This is a genomic window from Rudaeicoccus suwonensis (genome assembly GCF_007829035.1).
GTDB lineage: Bacteria > Actinomycetota > Actinomycetes > Actinomycetales > Dermatophilaceae > Rudaeicoccus > Rudaeicoccus suwonensis.
Map to the genome: position 1 here is coordinate 1,235,659 of NZ_VIVQ01000001.1, position 25,280 is coordinate 1,260,938.

The 25,280-nt window shown below is 67.0% G+C and carries 23 protein-coding genes; 16 read left to right on the forward strand and 7 right to left on the reverse strand.

Going from position 1 to position 25,280, the window contains the following annotated elements:
* Positions 1-156 precede the first annotated feature (156 nt).
* The 3 genes from lepA (at position 157) to BKA23_RS05665 (ending at position 3,306) form a co-directional block, all read left to right on the forward strand.
* A complete protein-coding gene (lepA, locus tag BKA23_RS05655; protein ID WP_145226291.1) occupies positions 157-2,013 on the forward strand; it encodes a translation elongation factor 4 in 1,857 nt (618 codons plus the stop codon).
* 87 nt (positions 2,014-2,100) lie between these two features.
* Positions 2,101-2,784, forward strand: coding sequence for a tRNA (guanosine(46)-N7)-methyltransferase TrmB (trmB, locus tag BKA23_RS05660; RefSeq protein WP_246104474.1), 684 nt, complete (start codon positions 2,101-2,103; stop codon positions 2,782-2,784).
* A 54-nt stretch (positions 2,785-2,838) separates the two neighbouring features.
* Positions 2,839-3,306, forward strand: coding sequence for a hotdog fold domain-containing protein (locus BKA23_RS05665; protein WP_145226293.1), 468 nt, complete (start codon positions 2,839-2,841; stop codon positions 3,304-3,306).
* On the opposite strand, the gene BKA23_RS05670 is transcribed toward BKA23_RS05665, so the two are convergent.
* Complete coding sequence (locus BKA23_RS05670; RefSeq protein ID WP_145226295.1) at positions 3,272-4,192, reverse strand: LysR family transcriptional regulator; 921 nt, start codon at positions 4,190-4,192, stop codon at positions 3,272-3,274. The two genes, BKA23_RS05665 and BKA23_RS05670, sit on opposite strands and share 35 nt — an antisense overlap.
* Before the next feature lie 71 nt (positions 4,193-4,263).
* On the opposite strand from BKA23_RS05670, the gene BKA23_RS05675 reads away from it, so the two are divergent.
* Together BKA23_RS05675 and hemW are read left to right on the forward strand one after the other, a co-directional pair.
* Positions 4,264-5,334, forward strand: coding sequence for a YeiH family protein (locus BKA23_RS05675; protein WP_246104475.1), 1,071 nt, complete (start codon positions 4,264-4,266; stop codon positions 5,332-5,334).
* Between the two features lie 55 nt (positions 5,335-5,389).
* Positions 5,390-6,631, forward strand: a complete 1,242-nt coding sequence (gene hemW, locus BKA23_RS05680; protein ID WP_145226296.1) for a radical SAM family heme chaperone HemW — start codon at positions 5,390-5,392, stop codon at positions 6,629-6,631.
* A 51-nt stretch (positions 6,632-6,682) separates the two neighbouring features.
* Here hemW and nadC read toward each other — a convergent pair whose 3' ends face one another.
* From nadC to BKA23_RS05705, 5 genes are all read right to left on the reverse strand, one after another.
* Entirely contained in the window at positions 6,683-7,561 is an 879-nt protein-coding gene (gene nadC, locus BKA23_RS05685; protein WP_145226298.1) for a carboxylating nicotinate-nucleotide diphosphorylase, read from the reverse strand.
* Positions 7,558-9,027 (reverse strand): L-aspartate oxidase, encoded by a 1,470-nt coding sequence (locus BKA23_RS05690; RefSeq protein ID WP_145226301.1) that lies wholly within the window; start codon positions 9,025-9,027, stop codon positions 7,558-7,560. Before BKA23_RS05690 ends, nadC begins: the two co-directional genes overlap by 4 nt.
* Positions 9,027-10,040, reverse strand: coding sequence for a quinolinate synthase NadA (gene nadA / locus BKA23_RS05695; RefSeq protein WP_145226303.1), 1,014 nt, complete (start codon positions 10,038-10,040; stop codon positions 9,027-9,029). Before nadA ends, BKA23_RS05690 begins: the two co-directional genes overlap by 1 nt.
* Before the next feature lie 148 nt (positions 10,041-10,188).
* The gene (locus BKA23_RS05700; RefSeq protein ID WP_145226305.1) at positions 10,189-11,103 is read right to left on the reverse strand and encodes an NUDIX hydrolase; all 915 of its coding nucleotides are present in this window, start codon (positions 11,101-11,103) and stop codon (positions 10,189-10,191) included.
* Entirely contained in the window at positions 11,100-11,981 is an 882-nt protein-coding gene (locus BKA23_RS05705) for a DUF3097 domain-containing protein (protein ID WP_211841601.1), read from the reverse strand. Before BKA23_RS05705 ends, BKA23_RS05700 begins: the two co-directional genes overlap by 4 nt.
* 182 nt (positions 11,982-12,163) lie before the next feature.
* On the opposite strand from BKA23_RS05705, the gene hrcA reads away from it, so the two are divergent.
* The 9 genes from hrcA to leuA all read left to right on the forward strand — a co-directional run bounded on the left by hrcA (position 12,164) and on the right by leuA (position 21,883).
* A complete protein-coding gene (hrcA, locus tag BKA23_RS05710) occupies positions 12,164-13,201 on the forward strand; it encodes a heat-inducible transcriptional repressor HrcA (protein WP_145226308.1) in 1,038 nt (345 codons plus the stop codon).
* A 36-nt stretch (positions 13,202-13,237) separates the two neighbouring features.
* Positions 13,238-14,365, forward strand: a complete 1,128-nt coding sequence (gene dnaJ / locus BKA23_RS05715) for a molecular chaperone DnaJ (RefSeq protein ID WP_145226310.1) — start codon at positions 13,238-13,240, stop codon at positions 14,363-14,365.
* Positions 14,362-15,102, forward strand: a complete 741-nt coding sequence (locus tag BKA23_RS05720) for a 16S rRNA (uracil(1498)-N(3))-methyltransferase (protein WP_145226312.1) — start codon at positions 14,362-14,364, stop codon at positions 15,100-15,102. The genes dnaJ and BKA23_RS05720 overlap by 4 nt, the downstream gene beginning before the upstream one ends.
* Before the next feature lie 60 nt (positions 15,103-15,162).
* The gene (locus BKA23_RS05725) at positions 15,163-16,308 is read left to right on the forward strand and encodes a PhoH family protein (protein ID WP_145226314.1); all 1,146 of its coding nucleotides are present in this window, start codon (positions 15,163-15,165) and stop codon (positions 16,306-16,308) included.
* On the forward strand, positions 16,305-16,802 hold the full coding sequence (gene ybeY / locus BKA23_RS05730; protein WP_145226316.1) for an rRNA maturation RNase YbeY: 498 nt from the start codon (positions 16,305-16,307) through the stop codon (positions 16,800-16,802). The genes BKA23_RS05725 and ybeY overlap by 4 nt, the downstream gene beginning before the upstream one ends.
* A gap of 6 nt (positions 16,803-16,808) precedes the next feature.
* Entirely contained in the window at positions 16,809-18,194 is a 1,386-nt protein-coding gene (locus BKA23_RS05735; RefSeq protein WP_145226318.1) for a hemolysin family protein, read from the forward strand.
* A complete protein-coding gene (era, locus tag BKA23_RS05740) occupies positions 18,191-19,102 on the forward strand; it encodes a GTPase Era (RefSeq protein ID WP_145226320.1) in 912 nt (303 codons plus the stop codon). Before BKA23_RS05735 ends, era begins: the two co-directional genes overlap by 4 nt.
* Before the next feature lie 4 nt (positions 19,103-19,106).
* A complete protein-coding gene (locus tag BKA23_RS05745; RefSeq protein ID WP_145226322.1) occupies positions 19,107-19,853 on the forward strand; it encodes a class I SAM-dependent methyltransferase in 747 nt (248 codons plus the stop codon).
* A gap of 245 nt (positions 19,854-20,098) precedes the next feature.
* Positions 20,099-21,883 carry a 2-isopropylmalate synthase gene (gene leuA / locus BKA23_RS05750; RefSeq protein WP_145226324.1) on the forward strand — a complete coding sequence of 595 codons (1,785 nt, stop codon included), beginning with the start codon at positions 20,099-20,101 and terminating at the stop codon, positions 21,881-21,883.
* Positions 21,884-21,890: 7 nt separating this feature from the next.
* Here the strand turns inward: leuA and BKA23_RS05755 are convergent, their stop codons facing one another.
* The gene (locus BKA23_RS05755) at positions 21,891-22,688 is read right to left on the reverse strand and encodes a maleylpyruvate isomerase N-terminal domain-containing protein (protein WP_145226326.1); all 798 of its coding nucleotides are present in this window, start codon (positions 22,686-22,688) and stop codon (positions 21,891-21,893) included.
* 85 nt (positions 22,689-22,773) lie between these two features.
* Here BKA23_RS05755 and BKA23_RS05760 point away from each other — a divergent pair, with 85 nt between their 5' ends.
* Positions 22,774-24,003 carry an aminotransferase family protein gene (locus tag BKA23_RS05760; RefSeq protein WP_211841602.1) on the forward strand — a complete coding sequence of 410 codons (1,230 nt, stop codon included), beginning with the start codon at positions 22,774-22,776 and terminating at the stop codon, positions 24,001-24,003.
* Positions 24,003-25,280 (forward strand): cytochrome P450, encoded by a 1,278-nt coding sequence (locus BKA23_RS05765; RefSeq protein ID WP_145226330.1) that lies wholly within the window; start codon positions 24,003-24,005, stop codon positions 25,278-25,280. Before BKA23_RS05760 ends, BKA23_RS05765 begins: the two co-directional genes overlap by 1 nt.

Genomic DNA, 25,280 nt, shown 5'->3' on the forward strand with positions numbered 1-25,280 from the left:
GCTAGCACGGAATGACTGCTTTCGCTACCGGTCGGTAACAAGACGAGCCCGAGCGACGGAGGTGACGAGCGCTCGCGATTGGTTGACGTGACTGGGGTCATGGGAGACTGGCCCAACCCGATTTCAGCTCTACCCCCGAGGTATGTCTTGTCACCCATGGCCCGCACTGCGCTGCCGCCTGCCGCGACGCCGCCGGACCTGATCCGCAACTTCTGCATTATCGCGCACATCGACCACGGCAAGTCGACGTTGGCCGACCGCATGCTGCAGATCACCGGCGTGGTGCAGGAGCGCGACATGCGTGCGCAGTACCTCGATCGCATGGACATCGAGCGCGAACGCGGCATCACCATCAAGAGTCAGGCGGTGCGCATCCCGTGGGAAGCCTCCGGAACGACCTACTGCCTCAACATGATCGACACCCCGGGGCACGTTGACTTCACCTACGAGGTGTCCCGGTCGCTGGCCGCCTGCGAGGGCGCCGTCCTGCTGGTCGATGCGGCCCAGGGGATCGAGGCGCAGACGCTGGCCAATCTCTATCTCGCGATGGAGAACGATCTGACGATCGTGCCGGTGCTGAACAAGATCGACCTGCCGGCGGCGCAGCCGGAGAAGTATGCCGAGGAGCTCGCCGGCCTCATCGGCTGCGATCCGGCCGATGTGCTGAAGGTGTCCGGCAAGACCGGAGCCGGCGTCGAGGAACTGCTCGACGAGATCGTGACCAAGCTGCCTGCGCCGGTTGGCAACGCCGATGCGCCGCCGCGCGCAATGATCTTCGACTCCGTCTATGACACCTACCGCGGTGTCGTGACCTACGTGCGGGTCGTCGACGGCCAGCTGAACCCGCGCGAGCGGATCCAGATGGTGTCGACCAAGGCGACCCACGAGCTGCTCGAGATCGGTGTCATCTCACCGGAGCCCGAGCCCGCCAAGGGTTTGGGGGTCGGCGAGGTCGGCTATCTCATCACCGGTGTGAAGGACGTGCGCCAGTCGCGCGTCGGTGACACGGTGACCTCCGCTCGCGACGGCGCGACGAGCGCGCTCGGCGGCTACCGTGACCCCAAGCCGATGGTCTACTCCGGGCTGTATCCCATCGACGGCTCTGACTACCCGATCCTGCGTGATGCGCTCGACAAGCTGAAACTCAACGACGCGGCGCTGGTCTACGAGCCCGAGACCTCAGCTGCACTCGGGTTCGGCTTCCGGGTCGGCTTCCTGGGCATGCTGCACCTGGAGATCGTGCGCGAACGCCTGGAGCGCGAGTTCGACCTCGATCTGATCTCCACCCTGCCGAGCGTGGTGTATGACGTGACTCTCGACGACGGTCGGGTGGTCGTGGTGACCAACCCCAGCGAATTTCCCGAGGGCAAGATCGCATCGATCACCGAACCCGTTGTGCGCGCAACGATTTTGGCGCCCTCGGAGTTCATCGGCTCGATCATGGAGCTGTGCCAGTCGCGCCGCGGGATGCTTCGGGGGATGGATTACCTGTCTCCGGAGCGCGTCGAGATGCGCTACACCCTGCCGTTGGCGGAGATTGTTTTCGACTTCTTCGATGCGCTGAAATCCAAGACCCGCGGATACGCCTCGCTGGACTACGAGAACGACGGTGAGCAGGTCGCCGACCTGGTCAAGGTCGACGTGCTGCTCCAGGGCGACAAGGTCGATGCGTTCTCCACGATCGTGCACAAGGACAAGGCCTATTCGTACGGCGTCATGATGGCGACCAAGCTGAAGGACCTGATCCCGCGACAGCAGTTCGAGGTGCCGATCCAGGCCGCGATCGGTGCGCGGGTGATCGCCCGCGAGACCATCCGCGCCATCCGTAAGGACGTGCTTGCCAAGTGCTACGGCGGCGACATCAGCCGTAAGCGCAAGCTGCTGGAGAAGCAGAAGGAGGGCAAGAAGCGAATGAAGATGGTCGGTTCGGTCGAAGTTCCGCAGGAGGCCTTCATCGCGGCGCTCTCCCAGGACGGCGGTACCGGCGGCAACGCCGAGAAGGCGAAGAAGTAGGTGTCAGAGCAGGATTCGCGCCCGCAGGCGCGCACGCGATCGTTCACGCGTCGTGGCGGGCGGATGCCCCCGCGGCATCACCGGGCGATGGAACGACACGCTGCGGCATACCTGATCGACGTGCCGATGGACGGTCAGGGGACCACTGTCGATCCCGGATTCCGGCTCGAGGTCGAGGCGCACTTCGGGCGCTGGGCTCCGTTGATCGTCGAGATCGGCTCTGGCTCCGGCGACTGCGTGGTGCACGCGGCGGCCCGGCATCCCGACCACGACTTCCTGGCCATTGAGGTATGGCGACCCGGTGTCGCGCAGACGATCGCCAAGGCGGTGCACGACGGTGTCGGCAACCTCAGGTTGATCTGCGCCGATGCCGCGCAGGCGCTGCCGACGATGCTGGATGCCGGCAGCGTGCACGAGGTGTGGACGTTCTTTCCGGACCCATGGCCGAAGACCAAGCATCACAAGCGGCGCCTGGTGCAACCGGAGTTCGCCGACCGGATCGCCGATCTGCTGGAACCGCAGGGTAGTTGGCGCCTTGCCACCGACTGGTCCGACTACGCGTGGCAGTTGCGTGACGTCGTCGAGGGATGCCCACGTCTGGTCAACCCGTATGCCGGGCGGCTGGCCGACCCCGGGGACGTCGAGGTCGATCCGCGCGGCGAGCACGGCGGCTTCGCGCCACGATTCGACGGCCGGATCCGCACCAGGTTCGAGGCCAAGGGGCTGAACGTCGACCGGGTCGTGCGCGACGTGGTCGGCGTCCGGGTATGACGCTGCGTCGGGTAGGGAGCGACCGCATGGTTACCGGGCAGTAGGGTCGCGGTCATGAATCCGACCTACGCGATGTACCGCAAGGCGAGCCGCAAACCGTTCGGGCGGCGCTTGTTCTCGCTGGGCTACATGTTCAAGGCCCCGTACTTCGCCTCCGTGCAACCGCAGGTCGTCGACATGGCGCCGAACCGCGCGGTGGTGCGGATCCGTAACTGGAAGGGTGTGCAGAACCATCTCGGCACGATGCACGCCATCGCTGTCGCCAACGGCATGGAAGCCGCGATGGGTCTGCTCGCCGAGGCCAGCGTCAAACCGCGAACGCGCTGGATTCCCAAAGGCATTCAGCTGGAGTATCTCGCCAAGGTGACGGCAGCCGTCGAGTGTGTGGCGCAGACCGATCCGGCGGACTGGGACAAGCCCGTGCCGCACCAGGTCGACATCCGGGTCAGCGGAGCGTTGCCCGATGGCACCGAGGTCGTGCGCGGCGTCATTCCGGTCTGGGTGACTGCGGTGCGCGACTGACCGGCGGCGCCGAGGCGACCGAGACCAGATCCGCCACCACTCCGGAGAGCCTGCGAGGACCACTCCAGACAGCGCGCAACGAGCGTCGCAGGGCGAGTCCCTCCATCGGCACCTCGCACAGTGTTCCGGCCGCGACGGCGTCGTCGACGGCCAGCCGGCTCAAGACCGCCGGAGCACTGCCAGCTGCGACACTCACCCGGACAGCGGCATTGCTCGGCAGTTCGAGCAGAGGCCGGACAGGTGTGCCGAGAGCCTCGTCGAGGGCTACCCGCGTGCCCGACCCCACCTCCCTTGTCACCAAAGGTGTTTCGCGCAGTTCGTCGGCTGTCACCGGCTCGCTGCGCGCGGCCCACGGGTGGGCCGGGGCGACGACGAGCACGAGCTCGTCTCGCGCAACGACCAGATGACGCACACCGCGTGGCGGATTCGGACCTTCCACGAAGCCGACCGTGCAACGGCCGGCGAGCAGGTCCTCCACGACGCCGAGCGTGTTGCGGACGCTGACCTTCACCGTGACCTCTGGATGGACCGACCGGAACCGCGACAACCACAGCGGCAGCAGATGTTCGGCCACCGTCTGGCTCGCCGAGACAGTGATCTCGGCTGAGTGGTCGACGCGCAGGGCAGCAGCGCCATCCGTCAGTTCGGTTGCGGCTTCGAGCAATCGGCGCGCCCACTCCACGGTGAGCAGGCCCGCTGGAGTGAGTGTGGAGCCCGCGGTCGAGCGACGCAGGAGGGGTATCTGCAGTTGCCGTTCCAGCCGCGCCACGGAGCGGCTGGCGTTGGGTTGCGCCATACCGATGGATCGGGCGCCGGCCGACAAGCTGCCGTGGTCGGCGACGGCCACGAGCAGTTCGATCGCCACGAGATCGGGCCATCTGCTCATATGCGCAGGATATAGCACCATGCCGGTTCAGTGGCTACCGAGAGCGACCGACGGCCAGGACGATAAAAGATGTGACCACCTCAGCCGTGACCGGCGCACATGACGTCCGGATGCCGGATGCCGGCGGACGAAGGCAGGCTCGGGTCCGCGCCCTGCTGCCGGGCCTGCTCTTGTGTGTCGCCGTTGCGGCGGTCGCGACCGGACTCGGACGCGAGGTGCCGGTGATCGGTGGACCGGTGCTGGCGATCGTGATCGGGATCGTGCTCAGCACGTTGGTCCCGTGGGCGCGGAACGAGTCGCTCACGCCGGGTCTGGTGTTCGCATCGCGGCCGGTGCTGCAGACCTCGATCGTGGTGCTCGGGACAGGTCTGTCGTTGCAGGAGGTGCTGCGGGTCGGCGGTGCGTCCCTCCCGGTGATGTTCGGCTCGTTGGCGGTGTCGTTGATCGGTGCGCAGCTCATCGGCCGAGCGTTGGGAGTGAGTCGGGACGTTCGCACGCTGATCGGTGTCGGCACCGGCATCTGCGGCGCGTCGGCGATCGCCGCGTCGACGGCTGTGATGAAGCCACGTGACAGTGATGTGGCATATGCCATCGGGACGATCTTCACCTTCAACATCGCCGCGGTGTTGCTGTTTCCGCCGCTGGGACACCTGATCGGCATGTCGGGTCATTCCTTCGGCCTGTGGAGCGGCACCGCTGTCAACGACATGTCGTCGGTGGTGGCAGCGGCCTACAGCTTCGGCGACGGTGCCGGGCCCTACGCGATCGTGGTGAAGCTCACCCGGTCGTTGATGATCATCCCGATCGTGGTCGTGCTCGCGTGGGCGACCTCCCGGCGCACCGGCGTGGGTGTGGCCGAGCGTGGCGCTCTGCCGTGGCGCAAGGTGGTGCCTGCCTTCCTGGTCGGCTTCGTGATTGCTGCAGCGCTGGACACCGTCGGCGTCATACCGCACTCGTGGCACGGCGGTCTGAGCCAGCTCGGCACCTTCCTGATCACCGTTGCGCTCGCCGGCATCGGCCTGTCGATGCGCCTGCGGCAGCTGCGTCAGGCGGGATTGCGACCGCTGGTGCTTGGCGGGATCCTGTGGATCTGCGTGGCGGGCACGAGCCTGGGGCTCCAACTTGTCACCGGCACCATCTGACACAGGTCGTTCACGCAGTTCCTGGCGACGCCGGTTGCCTTCGTAGGATGGCGGGATGCCCAGCGTGCTGCCCGACGGCGACCCAGTGCCCGTCGACGGCGCGCTGCCGCAGGCGGCTCTTGCAAGCCTGCAGCGGCGGCCGTTGAGCGTCTATGTGCATGTGCCGTTCTGCTCGGTGCGGTGCGGATACTGCGACTTCAACACCTACACGCTGACGGAGTTGGGTGGCCGCGGTGCAGGCATCAGCACGTATGCCGATGCTGTTCTCGCCGAACTCGATCTGGCGCAGCAGGTGCTCGGTGCAGACGGGAGTGAACCGCCCTCTGTGTCAACGGTGTTCGTCGGCGGTGGCACCCCGACCATGCTTGCAACGGACGATCTCGTGCGGATGCTCGACGGAATTCGGTCCAGGTTCGGGCTGACTGCCGACGCCGAGATCACCACGGAGGCGAACCCGGACACGATCGACGGCGATGTCGCGGCGACCCTGGCTGAGGGCGGGTTCACCAGAGTCAGTCTCGGGATGCAGTCGGCCGTGCCGCACGTGCTCAAAACCCTTGAGCGCACGCATGATCCGCGCAATGTGCTTCGTGCGGTGGACGCCGTCCGGCAGTCCGGAATGCAGGTGAGTCTCGACCTGATCTATGGCACGCCGGGGGAGTCGTTGCAGGACTGGCGCACCAGCATCGAATCCGCCACTGCGATGAGTCCGGACCACATCAGCGCCTACGCCCTGGTCGTCGAGGACGGCACGAAGCTGGCGGCCCAGGTGCGGCGGGGTCAGGTGACGATGCCCGACGACGACGACGAGGCCGACAAGTACGAGCTGGCCGACGAACTCCTCTCGGCGGCGGGTTACGAGTGGTACGAGATCAGCAACTGGTCGCGGACGTCCGCCGACCGATGCCGACACAACGAAGCCTATTGGCGCGGCGACAACTGGTGGGGGATCGGCCCGGGTGCGCACAGTCACATCGGCGGAACCCGGTGGTGGAACGTCAAACATCCGTCGCCGTATGCCGACCGGGTGCTCGCCGGGACCAGTCCCGGCGCCGGTCGGGAAGTGCTCACCAAGGCGCAGCAGTATGACGAGCGGGTGCTGCTCGGCATACGTCTCGGCTCCGGGCTTCCGTTGAATCAACTTGATGCCAAAGGGCATTCGGCTGTCGCCGGATTGATCGCGAGCGGCCTGCTCGACGGCCCTGCGGCACTACGTCGCGATGAGCCGGTAGCCCGGTTGACCCTGCGCGGACGGTTGCTCGCCGACACCGTGGTGCATCAACTGCTCCACGGCTGAGCGGCGGCACCGACGGAAGGCGCCGTCAGGTCGTCCGGTTGGTCGCAACCGTCACGACACGTCGAGGTCGAGGCCGAAGTCATGACAGGTGACGCTGTGGGTGAGGGCACCCACCGAGATGGCGTCGGGTCCGGCTTCGGCCAGCGCACGCACGGACGTCTCGGTCACTCCTCCTGACACCTCGACGATCACCGGCGCCGGGTGGGCGCGCACCTGTTCGACTCCGGCGCGCACGAGCTCCGGTGTCATGTTGTCCAGCAGGATGGCATGTGCCACCGGCGACTTGTCGCGGGCGATGCGCTCTGCGTCATACGTGAGGATCGTGCGCAGTTGCTCAAGGGAGTCCACCTCGATCTCGACGCGTACAAGGTGACCGGTGTGTTCGGCCAGCCGGTCGAGCACCGGCACGAGTCCGCCGCCGAGCCCGATGTGGTTGTCCTTGACGAGGATTGCGTCGAACAGGCCGAACCGGTGATTGGTGCCGCCACCGTCGAGCACTGCCTGCTTCTCCAGCGCGCGCAACCCCGGTGTGGTCTTTCGAGTGTCGACGATCCTGGTGCCGGTGCCGTCGACCAGGGCCACGAATGTGCTGGTGCGAGAAGCGATTCCGGTCAGATGCCCCAGCAAGTTAAGAGCCGTGCGTTCGCCGGTGAGGATCGACCTGGCTGAGCCGCTGAAGGTGGCGACCAGATCGCCGCCGGCCACCTTGTCGCCGGACCGACGGTGCCAGGTGACGCGCACGGCCGGGTCGACCGCTGCGAAGACGGCCTCAACTGCGGCGGTGCCCGACAGCACCCCGGGCCCCCGGCTGACAACGTATGCCGTGCCGGTGGCGTCCTGCGGAACCGTCACCGTCGTCGTGAGGTCTCCGGCCATGCCGAGATCCTCGGCCAGGGCGCGTTCGACGACGAGTTGCAGATCGGGTGTCATGCCGGAACTCCTTGTGCGGTGGTGTCATCGGTGCGCCGATGCGCTCCGATGCTGTGCGGGTGCGCCAGCGCCGATCGGGCGACGAGCCAGGCGACGTATGCCGCATCGTCGGCGGCGATGTGCGGCTCCAAGGCATCGACGCAGTCGCGCAGGTCCCGACCGTTGCGCAGCACCCCGCAGCTGGCACCGACGAGACTGCGGATCTGCCCGAGGCCGAGCGCGGGCCCGCTCGGGAGTGCGACATTGCGTGTGACGTCGTGGCGATCTCTTGCTTCGGCGGGCGTCGACACCTGCGCCGTCGACCAATCTTCAATGGTCGTGCTGCTGCTGACAGCCGCCGCCTGACCGGTCACGACTGCTTCGAGCAGCGAGTTCGACGCGAGACGATTGGCGCCGTGCAGGCCGGTGCGCGCCACCTCGCCCACCGCCCACAGGCCGCGCACGCTCGTGCGGCAGTCGGCATCGACGGTGACGCCGCCCATCGAGTAGTGCAGTGCTGGGCGGACCGGCAGCAGGTCCTGTGTCAGGTCGAACCCGGACTCACCGACCAGGTGCTGCACCGCCGGGAATCGTTGCGCGACATCGGGCACGTGTCGTGCGTCCAGGTGTACGACGCGTTCCAGCGTGAGCTGCTCCCAGACGGCCGCGGCCACGACGTCACGGGGTTGCAGTTCGTCGACGAACCGTCGGCCGTCGCTCAACAGCCGAGCGCCGGCGCCGCGGAGCGCCTCGGTGAGCAAGGGCATCGGATCGCGCGGTACGTCGAGACCGGTCGGGTGGAACTGGACCAAGTGCAGGTCCTGTGTCCGGGCTCCGGCACGTGCGGCGAGGGCGACACCCTGGCCGAGAGCGGTGCGAGGGTTCGTGGTGTGCGGCCAGAGCCCGCCCATGCCTCCAGTGGCGAGAACGACCCGTTCACAGGCTAATTCGAGCTCTCTGCCACTGTCGTCGCGCATGCGTATCCCGTTGATGCGGCCGCCGGCATCGATCAGCAATCGGGTGACGGTGTGGTCTTCCAGGACGGTGATGTGGGACGCATCGCGCACCGCCGCTGCCACAGCAGTGGTGATCGCGGCACCGCTGCGGTCACCGGCGTGAGCGATCCGATGCCTGCTGTGGCCACCCTCCAGCGCCAGATCGAGAGTTCCGTCCGCCTGCCGGTCGAACGGGACAGCGAGATTCTCCAGATGCGCCACCACGGAGGGTGCGGCGGCGGTGATCGCGCGAATGGCGTCGCGGTCGCCGGCATAGGCCCCGGCACGCCAGGTGTCCTCGGCGTGCAGATCGACGCTGTCGCCCGAGCCGATGGCCGCCGCGATGCCACCTTGCGCCCACATGCTGGCAGCCGCTTCGGTGAGCGAACCCGCAGTGATCAGAAGGCAATCCGTGGTCGCCGACAGTGCGCAGGTCAGGCCGGCCAGCCCGGAGCCGACGACGACCAAAGGTCCAGCTGGGCGTGTGGCCATCACCGCACCGCCAGCATCGCTTCGATGGCTGCACGGGCCGCCGGAGCAGTCGCAGCATCGACGTGCACCTCGTGGCGGCCGGTTTCGAGCGTTGCCCGGATCGCGGCCAGCGTGTTGCGTTTCATGTGCGGGCACAGATTGCACGGCCTGATGAACTCGATGTCCGGATGATCCGCCGCGACGTTGTCGCTCATCGAACACTCGGTGATGAGAGCGACTTTCGCGGGCCGGTTGTCTTCGACGTAGTGCTGCATGTCGGCGGTCGAGCCGGCGAAGTCTGCCTCGGCGACGACCTCCGGCGGGCACTCCGGGTGCGCCAGGACGGTGACGCCTGGGTGTCCTTCTCGGATCTGCACGATGTCCAGCGGGCTGAAACGCTCGTGCACCTCACACGAACCTGGGTGGGTGACGACCTCGACACCGGTCTGCGCGGCGATGTTCCGTGCGAGGTACTGATCCGGGATCATGATGACCTTGGCGACACCGAGCGAGCGGATGATCTGCACCGCGTTGCCGCTGGTGCAGCAGATGTCACTTGCCGCCTTGACTGCTGCCGAGGTGTTGACATAAGTCACGACAGGTGCGCCCGGATGCTGTGCTCGTAGCTCCGAAATGTCTTGTGGCGTGATGCTTTCGGCGAGCGAACAACCTGACCGGAGGTCCGGCAGCAGGACTCTCTTGCCCGGGTTCAGCAGCTTCGCCGTCTCGGCCATGAAGTGCACGCCGGCCAGCACGATGGTGCCGGCGTCGACCTGCTGGGCCTCACGGGCCAGCGCGAGCGAGTCGCCACGGATGTCGGCGACCCCGTGAAAGACCTCGGGCGTCATGTAGTTGTGCGCCAAGATCACCGCGTCCTGCTCCTGCTTGAGGCGCTGGATCGCGGTGACGTCATCCTCGTAGATCGCCCACTCGACCTCGGGTATGACGTGCCGGACCCTGGCGTAGGCGGCCTGATGGTCGTAGCCGTCGAAGCCGGTGGTGGTGGCATCGTGCGGCGTATCGGTGATGGTCATGGCGTGGTCCTCAGGTCCGCTTCTTAATACTCATATTGAGTAAATGCTGAGGTTGAGCATAACAGGAAACTGAGGAGGTGCTCACGCTCGTCCGAAGAGGCGCCGTGCGTTCTACCCGCGGCCGAGCCGCGGTCCACGCCGCTGGGTCTCAGCGAGGTGAGCGCGGCAGCGGCAATTTGGTGCCGACCTGGCCGCGTTCGTGCAGCACCTCGCGGCGGAACCGGTACATCCGCGCCGGGCGGCCGCCGGTGTCGCGGGACAGTTCGTCGGTCGGCTCGACCAACTCGTGCTGCACCTCGACCGTCCGGCGAAAGTTCTGCTTGTGCAGCGACTGGCCGGCGATCGTCTCGACGGTCTCCTGCAGTTGCCCCAGAGTGAAGGTGTCATCCATCAACTCGAAGACGACCGGGCGATACTGCAGCTTGGCGCGGACCCGTGACAGTGCCGTCGCGAGGATGCGGCGATGGTCATGCCACATCGCCGCACCGGTCAATGCGGAAACCCTTGCTGCAGATGGCGATTCGGCGACGAGTTCGGCCTCCCACAGCAACTCGTAGCGTTGCAGTGCGAGATCCGGGCGCCACGGTTGATCGTCACACCCGAACAGGAATTTGCAGCGCTCCGAGCGCTCGCGATCAGACCCCGCCCACCTGCGCAGTGCGGCTTCGATCTCCTGCGACAGGCGGTCGACCGGCGCGTCCTCGCTGACGTGCCGCCGGTCCTCCCACGGCAGCAGGTCGTACAGCGCCGACCACTCGCCGTCGCCCGTCGAGGCGTCCGCCTTGGTCAGGCCCAGATACGAGATCGACACGACGCGGTCGTCGTTGTGACTGCGAGCCCCGTCGGCGAAGGTGTAGAGCTGCTCGACATACCCGAGACGAAGCCCGGTCTGGTCGAGGACGAAGTCACGCGCCCCGGTCTGCAGGGAGTCCTGGTCCGCCCCGAGGGGCCCGGCCGGCAGGTGGGCCGGATCTCCACTGGCGAGCACCCACGCGCGACCGGCGGCCACCGTCAGCACGACCGCGACGAGTTCGGCGCGAAGCTCCGCCGCGCGATGCGTCATACCTCTGCCGTCACGAAGTCGATGAGTTCCTCGACGCGTCCGAGCAACTCCGGTTGCAGATCCGCGTAGCTGCGCACCTGGCGCAGGATCTGCTTCCAGCCGCGGGCGACATCAGCTTGCGAGTCGTGCGGCCAGCCGAGTTCGGCGAGGACCCCGTGCTTCCACGACGTGCCGCGGGGGATCACCGGCCACTGCGACCAGCCGAGCCGCTCGGGCTGGACGGACTGCCAGACGTCGACGAACGGGTGACCGACGACGAGCACATGATCGCGAGCCTCAGGTATGCCGAGCGCCTCGTCGACGATCCGCTGCTCTTTGGTGCCCGGCACGAGGTGGTCCACCAGCACGCCCATCCGCCGCTGGGCCGAGGGGCGGAAGTCGCGGATGACGGCGCGCAGGTCGTCGACGCCCTCCAACAGTTCGACGACGACGCCCTCGATGCGCAGGTCGGCGCCCCAGACCTTCTCGACCAGTTCGGCATCGTGGCGACCCTCGACGAAGATGCGCGAGCCGCGAGCGACCCGCGCCGGCGCATCGGCAACAGCCCGCGAACCGCTGGCGGTGCGGGTCGCGGCCTCGCGGACGGCGGCCAGTGCGGCGCGGTCGCCGGCGCTGGGTGCCGGAGGCACCAGCTCGACCGGTGCTCCGTCGATGAGAAATCCGGGGCCGAGCGGGAACGCGCGGACCCGGCCGTGCCGATCCTCCAGGTGCACCACGTGCATACCGCCGGCCTTCTCGACACGCACGATCATGCCGCACCACCCGGTCTCGACTTCCTCGACGACGAGCTCACGTTCGGCGGGGATCTGCTGCGAGCGCCCCCGCGCGGGAGCGCGCCAGTCACCGGCGAGGACGTCGGCGGAATATCTGTCGGTCACGAGGCCTGAGATTAGTGCGCGCGACGCGCTGAGGTCGGCAGGCCGGGCCATGTCGGAGTGCACGTAGACTTGGCACTCGGCATACGTGAGTGCCAGGCGCTGTTGTCGGCAAGGCAGGGTGGTTGGTGAGTCGGGCCCGTTGGCAGGTCAATGTTGGTGACGAGGACGGAAGAGGTGAGGACATGAGCGACGAGCGTCGGTTGGACGTCCTGCGCGCGATCGTCCAGGACTACGTCTCGACATCGGAGCCGGTCGGCTCCAAGGCGCTGCTCGAGCGCCATCACCTGGGCGTCAGCGCCGCGACCGTGCGCAACGACATGGCGGCGCTGGAGGACGAGGGTCTGATCGCTGCACCACACACCAGTGCAGGGCGGATCCCGACCGACGCGGGCTATCGGTTGTTCGTCGACAAGCTCAGCCAGATCAAACCGCTGACACGCGCCGAGCGATCGGCGATCGAGACCTTCCTGTCGCAGTCGGTCGATCTTGACGACGTCGTGACGCGCACGGTTCGCCTGCTGTCCTCGCTCACCGGCCAGGTGGCGGTCATGCAGTACCCCTCGCTCAACGCCGCGACGGTGCGGCATGTCGAGCTGGTCTCGCTCGCTGCGGACCGACTGATGCTGGTTGTGATCCTGTCGACAGGTCAGGTTGAGCAGCGCATCCTCGAACTCGGGTCGCCGACGCACCTTGACGACGAGGCGGCTGTTGCCCAGTTGCGCTCTCGCGTCAATGAACTCAGCGTCGGCCGACGACGCGCCGAAGCTGCAGTGGCGCTGGTTGCGGCGGTGGCCGAACTCGAAGCACCTCCGGGAGACGCGCAAGGCCAGTCGCGCGCCGCGGTTCTCCGGGCGGTCGCCGGGGTGCTCGCCGAGCAACGGGAGGATCGCGTCGTGCTCGCCGGCACCGCCAACCTGGCGCGCTCCAGCAACGACTTCCCGCTGACGTTGAGCCCGGTGCTGCAGGCGCTGGAGGAGCATGTCGTGCTGCTGCGTCTGCTGGCATCGATGGACGGCGAGTCACGCGAGAGTGTGGCGGTCCGCATCGGCGCGGAGAACCCGATCTCCGATCTGGCGAGCACGTCGGTGGTGACGGCGTCATACACCGCCGGCGGCGTGGCCGGTCTGGGTGTCCTCGGCCCGACCCGGATGAACTACCCCTCGACGATGGCCGCTGTGCGGGCGGTTGCCCGCTATGTGACCGAGATCCTGAATCAGTAACGACCACAGTACTTTTCGCCCCTGACAAGGACAGTTGTGAACGACTACTACGGCGACCTCGGAGTCGCGCAGAACGCCACGCCCGAGGAGATCAAGCGGGCCTACCGCAAGATGGCGCGCAAGCTGCACCCGGACGTGAACCCCGATCCGGACGCGGCCGACCAGTTCAAGAAGATCTCCCAGGCGTATGACGTTCTCGGCGATGCCGAGAAGCGTCAGGCGTACGACATGGGCAGCGACCCGTACGGCGGTTCCGCAGGTTCCGCCGGCTTCGGCCAGGGCTTTTCGTTCAGCGACATCATGGACGCCTTCTTCAGCGGTGGCGTCGGTGGCCAGACCGGCCCACGCTCGCGGGTGCAGCGTGGCCAAGACGCCCTGATCGGTGTCGAGATCGACCTTTCAGCAGCGGTTTTCGGCAGTACGGAGGACCTCACGTTCGACACTGCTGTCGTCTGCGAAACCTGCCACGGCGACGGTGCCCGGCCAGGCACCGGTCGTCATACATGCGACATCTGCCACGGATCCGGCCAGGTGCAGCAGGTGCAGCGCTCCTTCCTCGGTCAGGTCATGACGACCCGCCCGTGCAATGCCTGCCGCGGCTTCGGCGAGATCATCGACAGCCCCTGCTTCGACTGCTCTGGCGAGGGCCGTGTGCGCGATCGCCGCACCATCTCGGTGAAGGTCCCTGCAGGAGTCGACAGCGGCACGCGAATCCAGCTGACCGGAGAGGGTGAGGTCGGTCCGGCAGGTGGTCCGGCCGGTGACCTGTATGTCGAGGTGCGTGTTCGCAAGCACCCGACCTTTCAGCGACAGGGCAACGACCTGCACTGCTCGGTCGAACTCCCCATGACAGCAGCGGCTCTGGGCACGACGCTGTCGCTGGAGACCCTTGACGGCAAGCGCGATGTCGACATCCGTCCGGGAACGCAGCCCGGGGACGTCATCACGCTGCGCAACCTCGGGGTCACGCAGTTGCGCAGCAGCGCCCGTGGTGACCTCATGGTGCACGCAAACGTTCGCGTACCCACCAAGCTGGATGCCGAGCAGGAGCAACTCCTGCGTCAGCTCGCCGACCAGCGCGGCGAGGATCTGTCGCAGGCGCGTTTCGACCGGGTCGAGAAGGGCTTGTTCGGCAAGTTGCGCGACGCCTTCCAGCAGAAGTGACCGCTCCGCTGTTCTTCGTCGACGACGGCGCGCTGGCCGTCGCCGAGGTGCACGGTGAACTCGTGCTCGCCGGGGCAGAGGCCCGGCACGCTGTTGTCGTGCGTCGCATCGGCGCCGGAGAAGTCGTGCACCTCGCCGATGGCAGCGGACGTGTCGCAGAGTGCCGTGTGGTCGCTGCGGCTGCCGACGCGCTCACCGTCACGGTGCTCGCACTGCACGAAACCGATGCGCCCGCAGTGCGATTCGTGTTGATGCAGGCGCTCGCCAAGGGTGACCGCGACGACCAGGCGATCGAGGCGGCGACCGAACTCGGCGTCGACGTGGTCGTTCCGTGGCAGGCCGAGCGCAGCATCGTGCAGTGGCGCGGCGAACGCGGGGCAAAGGCGCATCGCAAGTGGGCCGCGCTGTTGCGCGCCGCAGCCAAGCAGTCGAGGCGGCCGACGGTGCCCGATCTGGAAGATGTCGTCAGCTCTCGTATGGCGGTGGACCGGCTTGCTGCAGCGACGACAGCGCTGGTGCTGCACGAGGAGGCCACGGCGCGCCTCACCGACGTCGACCTTCCGGGTGAGGGCGAGGTCATGGTCGTCGTCGGTCCCGAGGGCGGCATCACGCCGGGAGAGGTGGCAGCGTTCGAGGCGGCCGGCGCCATACCGGTGCGCCTGGGGCCGACGGTGCTGCGCGCGTCGAGCGCAGGACCGGCTGCACTGGCTGTGCTTGCGGCCCGATGCCGTTGGTGACGGCGGGCGGACGGTATGAAGTCGCCGCCTGTCACGGGCCGACCGTAGGATGGCGGGACGATGACACGTGACGATCAGGCCCATCTGCCCGCAACGACCGCCAGCGCGGACGCCACCGAGTCGAGTCCGGTGAGCCGATCCGCCGACATCGAGGCGGAGCACACCATCGAAATTCCACCGGACGTCGCGATGGTCACCCTGCTCGGCCCGCGCGATGAGCTCTTGCGCACCATGGAGCGTGCCTTTCCCCGACTGCGACTGCACGTGCGCGGCAACGTCTTCCACCTGGCCGGTGCGCCCGCGGACATGGCGCTGGTCGAAGAACTCATCGACGAGCTCCTGGTCATCATCGACGCCGGTCAGCCGCTCAACCGCGACGCCGTCGAGCGGTCGATCGGCATGCTGCGCGGCCGCACGCGCGAGCGTCCTGCGGACGTGCTGACGATGAACATCGTGAGCAACCGCGGACGCACGATCCGTCCCAAGACGCTGGGCCAGAAAGGGTATGTCGACGCGATCGACGCCAACACCATCGTCTTCGGGATCGGCCCGGCCGGCACCGGCAAGACCTATCTGGCAATGGCCAAGGCGGTCGCGGCGCTGCAGGCCAAGCAGGTCAACCGGATCATCCTGACCCGTCCGGCGGTCGAGGCCGGCGAGCGGCTGGGGTTCCTGCCCGGCACACTCAACGACAAGATCGACCCTTACCTGCGCCCGCTCTACGACGCACTGCACGACATGGTCGACCAGGATTCGCTCTCCCGACTCATGGCCTCCGGCACCGTCGAGGTCGCTCCGCTGGCCTACATGCGCGGCCGCACGCTCAACGACGCGTTCATCATCCTCGACGAGGCGCAGAACACCTCCGCCGAACAGATGAAGATGTTCCTCACCCGGTTGGGCTTCGGGTCCAAGATGGTTGTCACCGGCGATGTCACCCAGGTCGACCTGCCGGGGGGCACCCAGTCAGGTCTGCGGGTGGTGCAGGACATCCTTGGCAACGTCGACGACGTGCACTTCTCCCGACTCACCGCCGACGACGTCGTGCGGCACCGGCTGGTCAGCGCGATCGTCGAGGCCTACGAGGAATTCGACGCCGCAACCACGGCCACCTCCGGTCATCAGCGGCCCGCGCGCCACGGCGCCCGTCGCAGCAGCGGTGGCAGCGCGACCGGCACGAGCAGCGAACGCGGTGAGCGCTCGTGAGCATCGATCTGCGCAACGAGACCGACGCGGTCATCGACCTCGAAGAGTTGCACGACTGCGCGGCCTTCGTGCTCGACCAGATGCGCGTTCACCCGGGCGCCGACCTGTTCGTCGGGGTGATCGACGAGGCTGCGATGGAGACACTGCACCGGCAGTGGATGGATCTGCCCGGGCCGACCGACGTCATGAGCTTCCCGATGGACGAGTTGCGCCCGGGCTCCGCCGACGAAGAACCCGCCGAAGGCGTGCTCGGTGACATCGTGCTGTGCCCGACGGTGGCGGCTCGCCAAGCCGCCGACGCCGGTCACACGATGGACGAAGAGCTCTTGCTGCTGACGGTGCACGGCATCCTGCACCTGCTCGGTTTCGACCACGCCGAGCCGGACGAGCGGCGCGAGATGTTCGAGTTGCAGCGCACCCTGCTGCTGACCTTCCTGGCCGGCCTTGGGCGCAGTGGTGCCGCGGTGCGGATCAAACCGCCGTCGGGGGAGTAACTCGCCATGGTGCTGCTGCTCGTCGCTGCACTTGCCTCTGTCGTACTCGGATTCCTCTTCGCAGCAATCGAATCCGCGCTCAGCCGAATCGGGCGCCATGGCGCAGATGCGCTCGTCGACGAAGGTCGTCGTGGCGCTCCGGCGCTGAGCCGACTGGTCGACGACAGCGCCGCGGTTGCCATGGTGCTGACCTTCCTGCGCGTCGTCACCGAGGCGACCGCGGCTGTGCTGGTGACCTTCGCCTGCCGTGAGGCGCTGCACGACTTCTGGGCCGCGTTGCTGGTGGCGATCGCTGTCATGGCGATCGTGTCCTTCGTCCTCGTCGGCGTCTCGCCGCGCACTCTCGGGCGGCAGCACTCTGCGGCTTTCGCCCTGTCGACAGCACCTGCGGTTCTGTGGTTGCACCGGTTGCTCAGCCCCGTCGCCCGAGCGCTCGTCGCTCTCGGCAACGCGGTGACACCGGGTCGCGGATACCGCGACGGGCCCTTCGACTCAGAGGCCGAACTCCGCGAATACGTCGATCTGGCAACTGATTCCGATTTCATCGAAGACGACGAGCGCAAGATGATCCAGTCGGTCTTCGAACTCGACGAGACGGTCGCACGCGGGCTCATGGTGCCACGCACCGACATGATCACCGTCGACCGGCGCAAGACACTGCGCCAGGCCATGTCGCTACTGCGCCGCTCCGGTTTCTCCCGGATCCCGGTGACGGACGGCAGTCCTGACGACATACAAGGCGTCATCTACTTCAAAGACGTGGCGGCCCGCGTGATCGGCCACGAGGCGATGCTCGACCACCCGGTGGCCGAGGTGATGCGCGACGTGTGGTTCGTGCCCGACAGCAAACCGGCCGATGACCTGCTGCGCGAGATGCAGACCGCGCGCACCCACTTCGCGATCGTGATCGACGAGTACGGCGGCACCGCCGGCCTGGTGACCCTCGAGGACATCGTCGAGGAGGTCGTGGGTGAGATCGACGACGAATACGACCGTGTGACACCGGGTTTGGAAGATCTGCCCGATGGCACCACCCGGGTGCCGGCCCGCATGTCACCACGCGACCTGGCCGAACACTTCGACGTCACCATCGACGATGACGACGACGTCGAGACCGTCGGCGGTCTGCTGGCGAAGCTCGTCGGTCGGGTCCCGCTGCCAGGCGCGTCCGCGCAGGTGGCCGGCCTGCAGCTCACCGCCGAACGTATGGCGGGCCGCCGACATCAGCTCGCCACCCTCATCGTCGAGCCGGTCGACACCGAGGGCCGTGATGACCCCAATTCCGTCAGCCACGGCTCCGACGCGCGTCCCGAGGAGAGGGCGAGCGAGCGGGAGGCCCGCGGCATACGCGATGATGGCGCACGCGGGTCGGATGAGGAGAGAGTGTCGTGAGCGAATATCGAGCGGGTTTTGCCTGCCTGGTCGGCCGACCCAATGCGGGCAAGTCGACGTTGACCAATGCGCTGGTCGGACAGAAGGTGGCGATCACCTCCAGCAAGCCGCAGACGACCCGGCACACCATCCGGGGCATCACCACCTCGGACGCCGGTCAGCTGATCCTGGTCGACACCCCCGGACTGCACAAGCCGCGCACTCTGCTCGGCCAGCGGCTCAACGACGTCGTGCGCGAGACCCTGCTCGACGTCGACGTGATCGGATTCTGTCTGCCGAGTGATCAGCGCATCGGCCCCGGGGACCAGTTCATCGCGGCCGAACTCGACGAGATCCGGCGAGGCCGTCGCCGGCCAGTGGTAGCCATCGCGACCAAGAGCGACACCGTCGACAAGGACCGCCTCGCCGAGCATCTGCTGGCGATCGACCAGCTGGGTCAGTGGGATGACATCGTTCCGTGCTCGGCCACACGTGGTGACCAGGTCGAGACGGTGCAGCAGGTGCTCACCAGCCATCTGCCGGTGTCGCCGCAGCTGTATCCCGACGGCGTGCTGACCGACGAGCCGGACGACGTGATGATCGCCGAACTCGTGCGGGAGGCCGCCCTGGAGGGTGTGCGCGACGAGCTGCCGCACAGCATCGCCGTCGTCGTCGAAGAGATGACACCACGCGAGGACCGTCCCGCCGACAAGCCGTTGATGGACATCCGTGTCAACGTCTTCGTCGAGCGATCCAGCCAGAAGGCGATCATCATCGGCCGCGGTGGCTCGCGGCTGCGGGAGGTCGGCACCAACGCGCGCACTGCCATCGAGGAGCTGCTCGGGCAGCGGGTCTACCTCGACCTGCACGTCAAGATCGCCAAGGACTGGCAGCGCGATCCCAACCAGCTCTCGAAGCTGGGATTCTGAGCGCGTGAGTGAGGATCCGGAGAACCTCGCCTGGGCGGAGTTCAGTGATGTGCTGCGGCTGTCCGGTCTCGAGGAGGACGGTGAACCGCACCAGATCCCTTGGGACGCAGCACGATTCAACACCGACCACCCACTGGTCGATATCGGTTGCGGCAGCGGCCTGTCCACGGTCGGCCTTGCGCAGCAGTTTCCTGATGCCGAGATCCTGGCCGTCGAGCCCGACGATCGGATGCGCTCGCTGCTGATGCTGCGGGTCGCCGAGCGGGCGGAGCTCCGCGACCGCATCACCGTGCTGCCCGAGTCGATTCTCGACGCCTGGCTGCCGACGCAGTGCGGGGGAGCGCTGCTGCTCAACGTGATCTACTTCCTCGGTGGCCGCGCCCGGGATGAGTTCTGGGCACGTATGGCGCAGGTGATGGTCCCCGGAGCGCCGATCCTGATGAGCCGCTCGTATGGCGGGGTTCCGGACAAGCCGGTCGAACTGTCGATGATCCGCTCGGCGCGGATGGGCCGCCATGAGTACCAGCGGTGGTTCCAGTCCGAGCCGGTGCGCGACGGTCGCGTCGAGATCACCAACATCTACCGGGTGCTGCGCGACGGTGAGCAGGTCCGCGAGATCGTGACCCGTGTCGCGCCGCTGGGTCTGGACGAGGACCTGGTGCTGGGTGAGGTGCCGATCGGCACGTTCGGCATCGAGGAGATCGACGAGCGGTATTTCGCCATTCGCCGGCAGCCGGACATCGTCCGATGAGTGCCGAGCCTGCCCCCGGCTGCGCCGGCGCCGGGAGCGATCGGTGCGGCGACACCGATCTCGCCATACGGACTCTTTGGTCAAAACGTGGACGCACTCAGGACCACCGGCCTACAGTCGCTGACGTGCGTGCGGCATCCTCGCTTCTCCTTCGTTGCCGCGGCGGGGCCTGACACTTCGGCCAACCTCGCCGCGGAGAATTGTGCTGCCCAGGCCGAGCCCGCATACACTCGAAGGCGACAGAAGTGAAACACCCCCAGCAGAACACTCAGATGCCGATCGGCAAGTACGTCCCGTTCCACGAGCAGATCAAGGTCGACCTGCCGGATCGCCAGTGGCCGGACACCATCATCACCAAGGCTCCGCGGTGGTGCGCGGTCGACCTGCGCGACGGCAATCAGGCTCTGATCGACCCGATGAATGCCGAGCGCAAACTGCGAATGTTCAAACTGCTCGTGCGGATGGGCTACAAGGAGATCGAAGTCGGCTTCCCCAGCGCCAGCCAGACCGACTTCGACTTCGTGCGTGAGCTGATCGACGGCGGACACATCCCCGATGACGTCACGATCCAGGTGCTCACCCAGTGCCGTGACGCGCTGATCGAGCGCACGTATGACGCGATCCGCGGTGCCAAGCAGGCGATCGTCCACTTCTACAACTCCACCTCGGTGCTGCAGCGCCGCGTCGTCTTCGGCCTCGACCAGGACGGCATCATCGACATCGCCACCCAGGCGGCACGGCTGTGCCGCAAGCTGGAGGAGACGGTCCCCGACACCGACGTCTACTACGAGTACTCGCCGGAGTCCTACACCGGCACCGAGCTGGAGTTCGCGGCGCGGATCTGCAACGAGGTCATCGACATCATCGACCCGACGCCCGACCACCAGATGATCGTCAACCTGCCTGCGACGGTCGAGATGGCGACACCGAATGTCTACGCCGACTCCATCGAGTGGATGAGCGCTCATCTGCACCGGCGTGAGTCGGTCGTGCTGAGCCTGCACCCACACAACGACCGCGGCACCGGGGTCGCCGCTGCGGAGCTGGGCTATCAGGCCGGCGCCGACCGCATCGAGGGCTGCCTGTTCGGCAACGGTGAGCGCACCGGCAACGTCTGCCTGGTGACATTGGGCCTCAACATGTTCGGTCAGGGCATCGACCCGCAGATCGACTTCTCCGACATCGATGACATCCGCCGCACCGTCGAGCACTGCAATCAGCTGCCGGTCCATGAGCGCCACCCGTATGGCGGGGACCTGGTGTTCACGGCCTTCTCCGGCTCGCACCAGGACGCCATCAAGAAGGGCTTCGACGACATGCAACGTCAGTCCAAAGAGACTGGCAAGCCTGTCGATTCGTTGGTGTGGGGCGTTCCCTACCTGCCGATCGACCCGCACGACATCGGCCGCTCCTACGAGGCGGTCGTGCGGGTCAACAGCCAGTCCGGCAAGGGCGGGGTCGCCTATCTGCTCAAGACCGAGCACCAACTCGACCTGCCGCGTCGCCTGCAGATCGAGTTCAGCGGGGTCGTGCAACGGCAGACCGACGAGTTCGGTGGTGAGGTGTCGCCGGCGCAGCTGTGGTCGGCTTTCGAGGACGAATACCTGCCCGGCACCGGCGAGGGCGCGAAGGCGTGGGGCCGCTTTGCGCCGATCACGCACAACATCAGCTCGGGTGACTCCGGGCGCGACCACATCACCGCAACGATGACCGATCGTGGCGAACAGATCACCATCGAGGGCGAGGGCAACGGTCCGATCGACGCGTTCGTCGGCGCGCTCGGCTCGATCGGCGTCGACGTTCGCGTGCTCGACTATGCCGAGCACGCGGTGTCCGCCGGTGGCGACGCACGTGCCGCGGCATACCTGGAGTGTGCGATCGGCGATCGCGTGATCTGGGGAGTCGGGGTGCACTCCTCGATCGTCAAGGCGTCATTGACCGCGATCCTGTCAGCGGTGAACCGCGCCGAGCGCGACGCTGAAGGTGTTGCGACGCAGGATGATTCGACCGCTCAACCGGTGCGCGTCTGACGATCTGTCACTGCAGGCCCGCGGCGAGGATCTCGTCGAGGGCCTGCAGTGCGTCGCTGTCGCCGGACCGCGTGAGCTGACCGGATGTAGGGCGATTCCACAGCCACAGGTCAAGGTCGGCGACGGTCCCGCTGACGGTCGCAGCAGAGGCGATGTCGTCGACAGGACGGAAGTTCGCGTCGTCGATGTGTTCGCCCGACTCAGGGATGACGCCGCGCTCCCGACCCAACTGCAGAGTCCATGCCACAGAAGCATCCGTTGCTGCGATGCGGACGACCTGACCCTGCGTGGGTGCAAAGGTGAGGAGTGCGTGTTCTCGGCCGTACATCACGTGCACCACCTCATCGATGCCGTCGGCTGCGAGAGCGGCATCGATGACTGAAACCGGTTGTCTCGCAACAAGTTCGGCGTCGACCCGGTGAACGAGAGCCTCGTGTGCCTGGCGACGCCGGATGTAACCAGCGGTGTGCAGGGCCGGGTCCGCCGTCCACATCCAGCGTTCGGTGGCGTCGGGCAGCGCTTGCAGAGCCGCTTGCAGATGTTCACCGGCATCGTCATACATCGCGAACAGGTCGGCCAGATCCGCCGGACGTTCGGGGCGGTCGAGTGACTGCGGGTCGCGTACGTCGTGCGCCACGACCTGCCCCCAGAACCACTGCACCTCGGTCAGATGCCACAGCAGATCGGTCGCTGACCAGTCGGGACAACTGGGCACCGGCGCATCGGGCTCGGCTGTCTGGAGTGCGGTGCGGAATGCGGCCGATTCGGTTCGCAGCGCTGCGGCGAAATCCGGCGTGATCGTCATACCCGACGACGATAGGTCCGGGTGAGGTCGGCGCACCAGGTAAATTCGAACCGGATCGAGTTTCTGTGAGCAAATGAGGTGTGCGGTGGGCGCGTTCTGGCATCCGTTCTCGGACATGGGCGCGGTCGAGCGCGCCGGTGACTTCGTGATCACCCGGGGCGAGGGGGTCCACGTCTGGGACGACCAGGGGCGGCGATATCTCGATGCGACAGCGGGACTGTGGTTCACCAATGTCGGGCACGGTCGTCGCGAGCTCGCCGACGCGGCTGCTGCGCAGATGGCGCGGCTGGCGCACTACTCGACCTTCGGTGACTACACCCCCGACGTCACCCTCGAGCTCGCCGAGCGACTCGCCGGCATCGCACCCGTGCCCGGGTCGAAGGTCTTCTTCACCTCTGGTGGGTCGGACTCAGTCGAAACGGCAGCCAAGATCGCCCGGAGATACTGGGTCGAGACGGGGCAGCCCAGCCGCCGCATCATCATCGGGCGCGACAAGGCCTACCACGGAATGCATTACGCCGGAACATCGCTCGGAGGCATTCCCGGTAACACCCAGGGATACGGCGAACTGATCGCCGATCAGGCGCACGTCGCATGGGATGACCCCGAGGATCTGCGTTCCACCATCGAAGGTCTCGGCGCCGAGAATGTCGCAGCCTTCTTCTGCGAGCCGGTCATGGGGGCCGGCGGGGTCTATCCGCCCCCGGCGGACTATCTGATGGAGGTCCGCAAGATCTGCACCGAAAGTGAGGTGCTCTTCGTCGCTGACGAGGTCGTGACCGGTTTCGGTCGGATAGGTGGATCGTGGTTCGCATCAACCCGATTCGGCCTCGAGCCCGACTTCGTCACCACCGCGAAGGGCCTCACGTCCGGCTACCTGCCGATGGGTGCTGTCCTGGTCGCTCCCAAAGTTGCGGCACCGTTCTTCGAGCCAGACGCCGGTCGCTGGCTGCGGCATGGGTACACCTACTCCGGCCATGCGGCTGCCGCCGCAGTGGCTCTGGCGAATCTCGACCTCATCGAGCGCGAAGGTCTGATCGACGAGGCGTTGCGTCTGCAGGACTCGCTGGCAGCCCGGCTCTCACCCCTCGATGTTCACGAGTCCGTGTCCGAAGTCCGTTGCGGCACAGGCGCGCTCGCCGCCGTTCAGCTGAACGACGCGAGCGCCGCCGCGGGCCTGGCGACGGCCCTGCGCGGCCACGGCATCGCGACACGCGCCGTCGGGGCCGGCGGCATACAGATTTCACCCGCCTTCACGATGACCGATGCGCAGGTCGATGAACTCGCCTCGGCGATCGAGGCGGCGCTGGGCTGATGGCAGGATCTCGGCTGGCTGACGGCGCGGGTCAGGTCAAGCAGGCTGCCCGATTCGCCACCGCCCTGTATGCCGATCGGGTGGGTCGCTTCTATGCCGCCAACATGCGCGGCAACCTTCCGGCGAAGCTTGCCGGAAGGCCCGGGCGGGCCGACCCCTATCCGATCTACGAGCAGATGCGTGAGCAAGGAACGTTCTGCCGCAACAGGTTCGGCAGCTTCGCGACCGTTGAGCACGCCGTTTGCGACCAGGTGTTGCGCAGCAGGCGATTCGGCCCACGACCGGAGCTGCCGGCCTATGACCCGGCCAAGACCGAGGACGCCGAAGCGACGATCCTGTCGATCAACCCGCCCGACCACACGCGGTTGCGTCGGATCGCAACTCCGGCATTCGGCCCCAAGGCGATCGGTGCGTTCGAGCCGATGGTGCAGGCGCGGATCCATGAAATCGTCGACACGGCAGAGCGATTGGGAGAGTTCGATTTCGTGGAGCAGATCGCCGCACCGTTGCCGATTGCGGTGATCACGACGTTGCTCGGCATACCGGGTGACCATCGACGCGAGTTCGAGAAGTATGGCGCGGTGATCGGCGGCGCGCTGTCGGGAATCCGCGGCCTGCGCCACGCGGCTGCCTTGCAACAGGCGGACCGGGCGCTGAACGCGATGTTCACGCAGTTGTTCGAATTGCGACGTAACGAACCCGGTGACGATGTCATCAGCAGACTGGTGGCGGTCGAGGGGGAGCAGATCGAGCCGGCGGAGATGGCGCCGATGTGTCAGTTGCTGTTGATCGCCGGATTCGAGACGACGGTGAACGCGCTGGGCAACGGCATGCTGGCTTTCGACCGGCACCGCGATCAATGGGAGCGGCTGGTCGCCGACCCGACCCTCGCGGCGGGCGCGACTGAGGAGGTGTTGCGCTTCGACTCGTCCGTCCAACGCACAGCGCGAATCTCCTTTGACGACACCGAGATCGCCGGGCAGCCGATCCGCGCCGGGCAGTTCGTGCAGTTGATGCTGGGTGGCGCCAATCGCGATCCGGCTGTCTTCGACGCGCCTGACACGTTCGACATCACCCGCGCCAACGCGGCCAGCCACCTGTCGTTCTCCAGCGGCATCCACTACTGCCTTGGTCAGCCACTGGCCCGACTCGAACTCACGACGGCCTTCGGCATCCTCGCCGAACGCCTGCCTCGCCTGCGTCCGGTGGCGGCGCCGCGATACCGAGCGTCGACTTTGTTGCGCGGGCCGCGGTCCCTGCAGGTGACATGCCGCTGA

Coding starts and splice junctions, on each gene's coding strand:
- hemW (WP_145226296.1), top strand. CDS start 5,390: ATGCCCAGCGTGCTGCCCGACGGCGACCCAGTGCCCGTCGACGGCGCG.
- nadC (WP_145226298.1), bottom strand. CDS start 7,561: ATGACACCCGATCTGCAACTCGTCGTCGAACGCGCCCTGGCCGAGGAT.
- BKA23_RS05700 (WP_145226305.1), bottom strand. CDS start 11,103: ATGACGCATCGCGCGGCGGAGCTTCGCGCCGAACTCGTCGCGGTCGTG.
- BKA23_RS05735 (WP_145226318.1), top strand. CDS start 16,809: ATGGTGCTGCTGCTCGTCGCTGCACTTGCCTCTGTCGTACTCGGATTC.
- BKA23_RS05755 (WP_145226326.1), bottom strand. CDS start 22,688: ATGACGATCACGCCGGATTTCGCCGCAGCGCTGCGAACCGAATCGGCC.
- BKA23_RS05690 (WP_145226301.1), bottom strand. CDS start 9,027: ATGGCCACACGCCCAGCTGGACCTTTGGTCGTCGTCGGCTCCGGGCTG.
- hrcA (WP_145226308.1), top strand. CDS start 12,164: ATGAGCGACGAGCGTCGGTTGGACGTCCTGCGCGCGATCGTCCAGGAC.
- BKA23_RS05725 (WP_145226314.1), top strand. CDS start 15,163: ATGACACGTGACGATCAGGCCCATCTGCCCGCAACGACCGCCAGCGCG.
- BKA23_RS05665 (WP_145226293.1), top strand. CDS start 2,839: ATGAATCCGACCTACGCGATGTACCGCAAGGCGAGCCGCAAACCGTTC.
- nadA (WP_145226303.1), bottom strand. CDS start 10,040: ATGACCATCACCGATACGCCGCACGATGCCACCACCACCGGCTTCGAC.
- BKA23_RS05670 (WP_145226295.1), bottom strand. CDS start 4,192: ATGAGCAGATGGCCCGATCTCGTGGCGATCGAACTGCTCGTGGCCGTC.
- lepA (WP_145226291.1), top strand. CDS start 157: ATGGCCCGCACTGCGCTGCCGCCTGCCGCGACGCCGCCGGACCTGATC.
- BKA23_RS05765 (WP_145226330.1), top strand. CDS start 24,003: ATGGCAGGATCTCGGCTGGCTGACGGCGCGGGTCAGGTCAAGCAGGCT.
- trmB (WP_246104474.1), top strand. CDS start 2,101: ATGGAACGACACGCTGCGGCATACCTGATCGACGTGCCGATGGACGGT.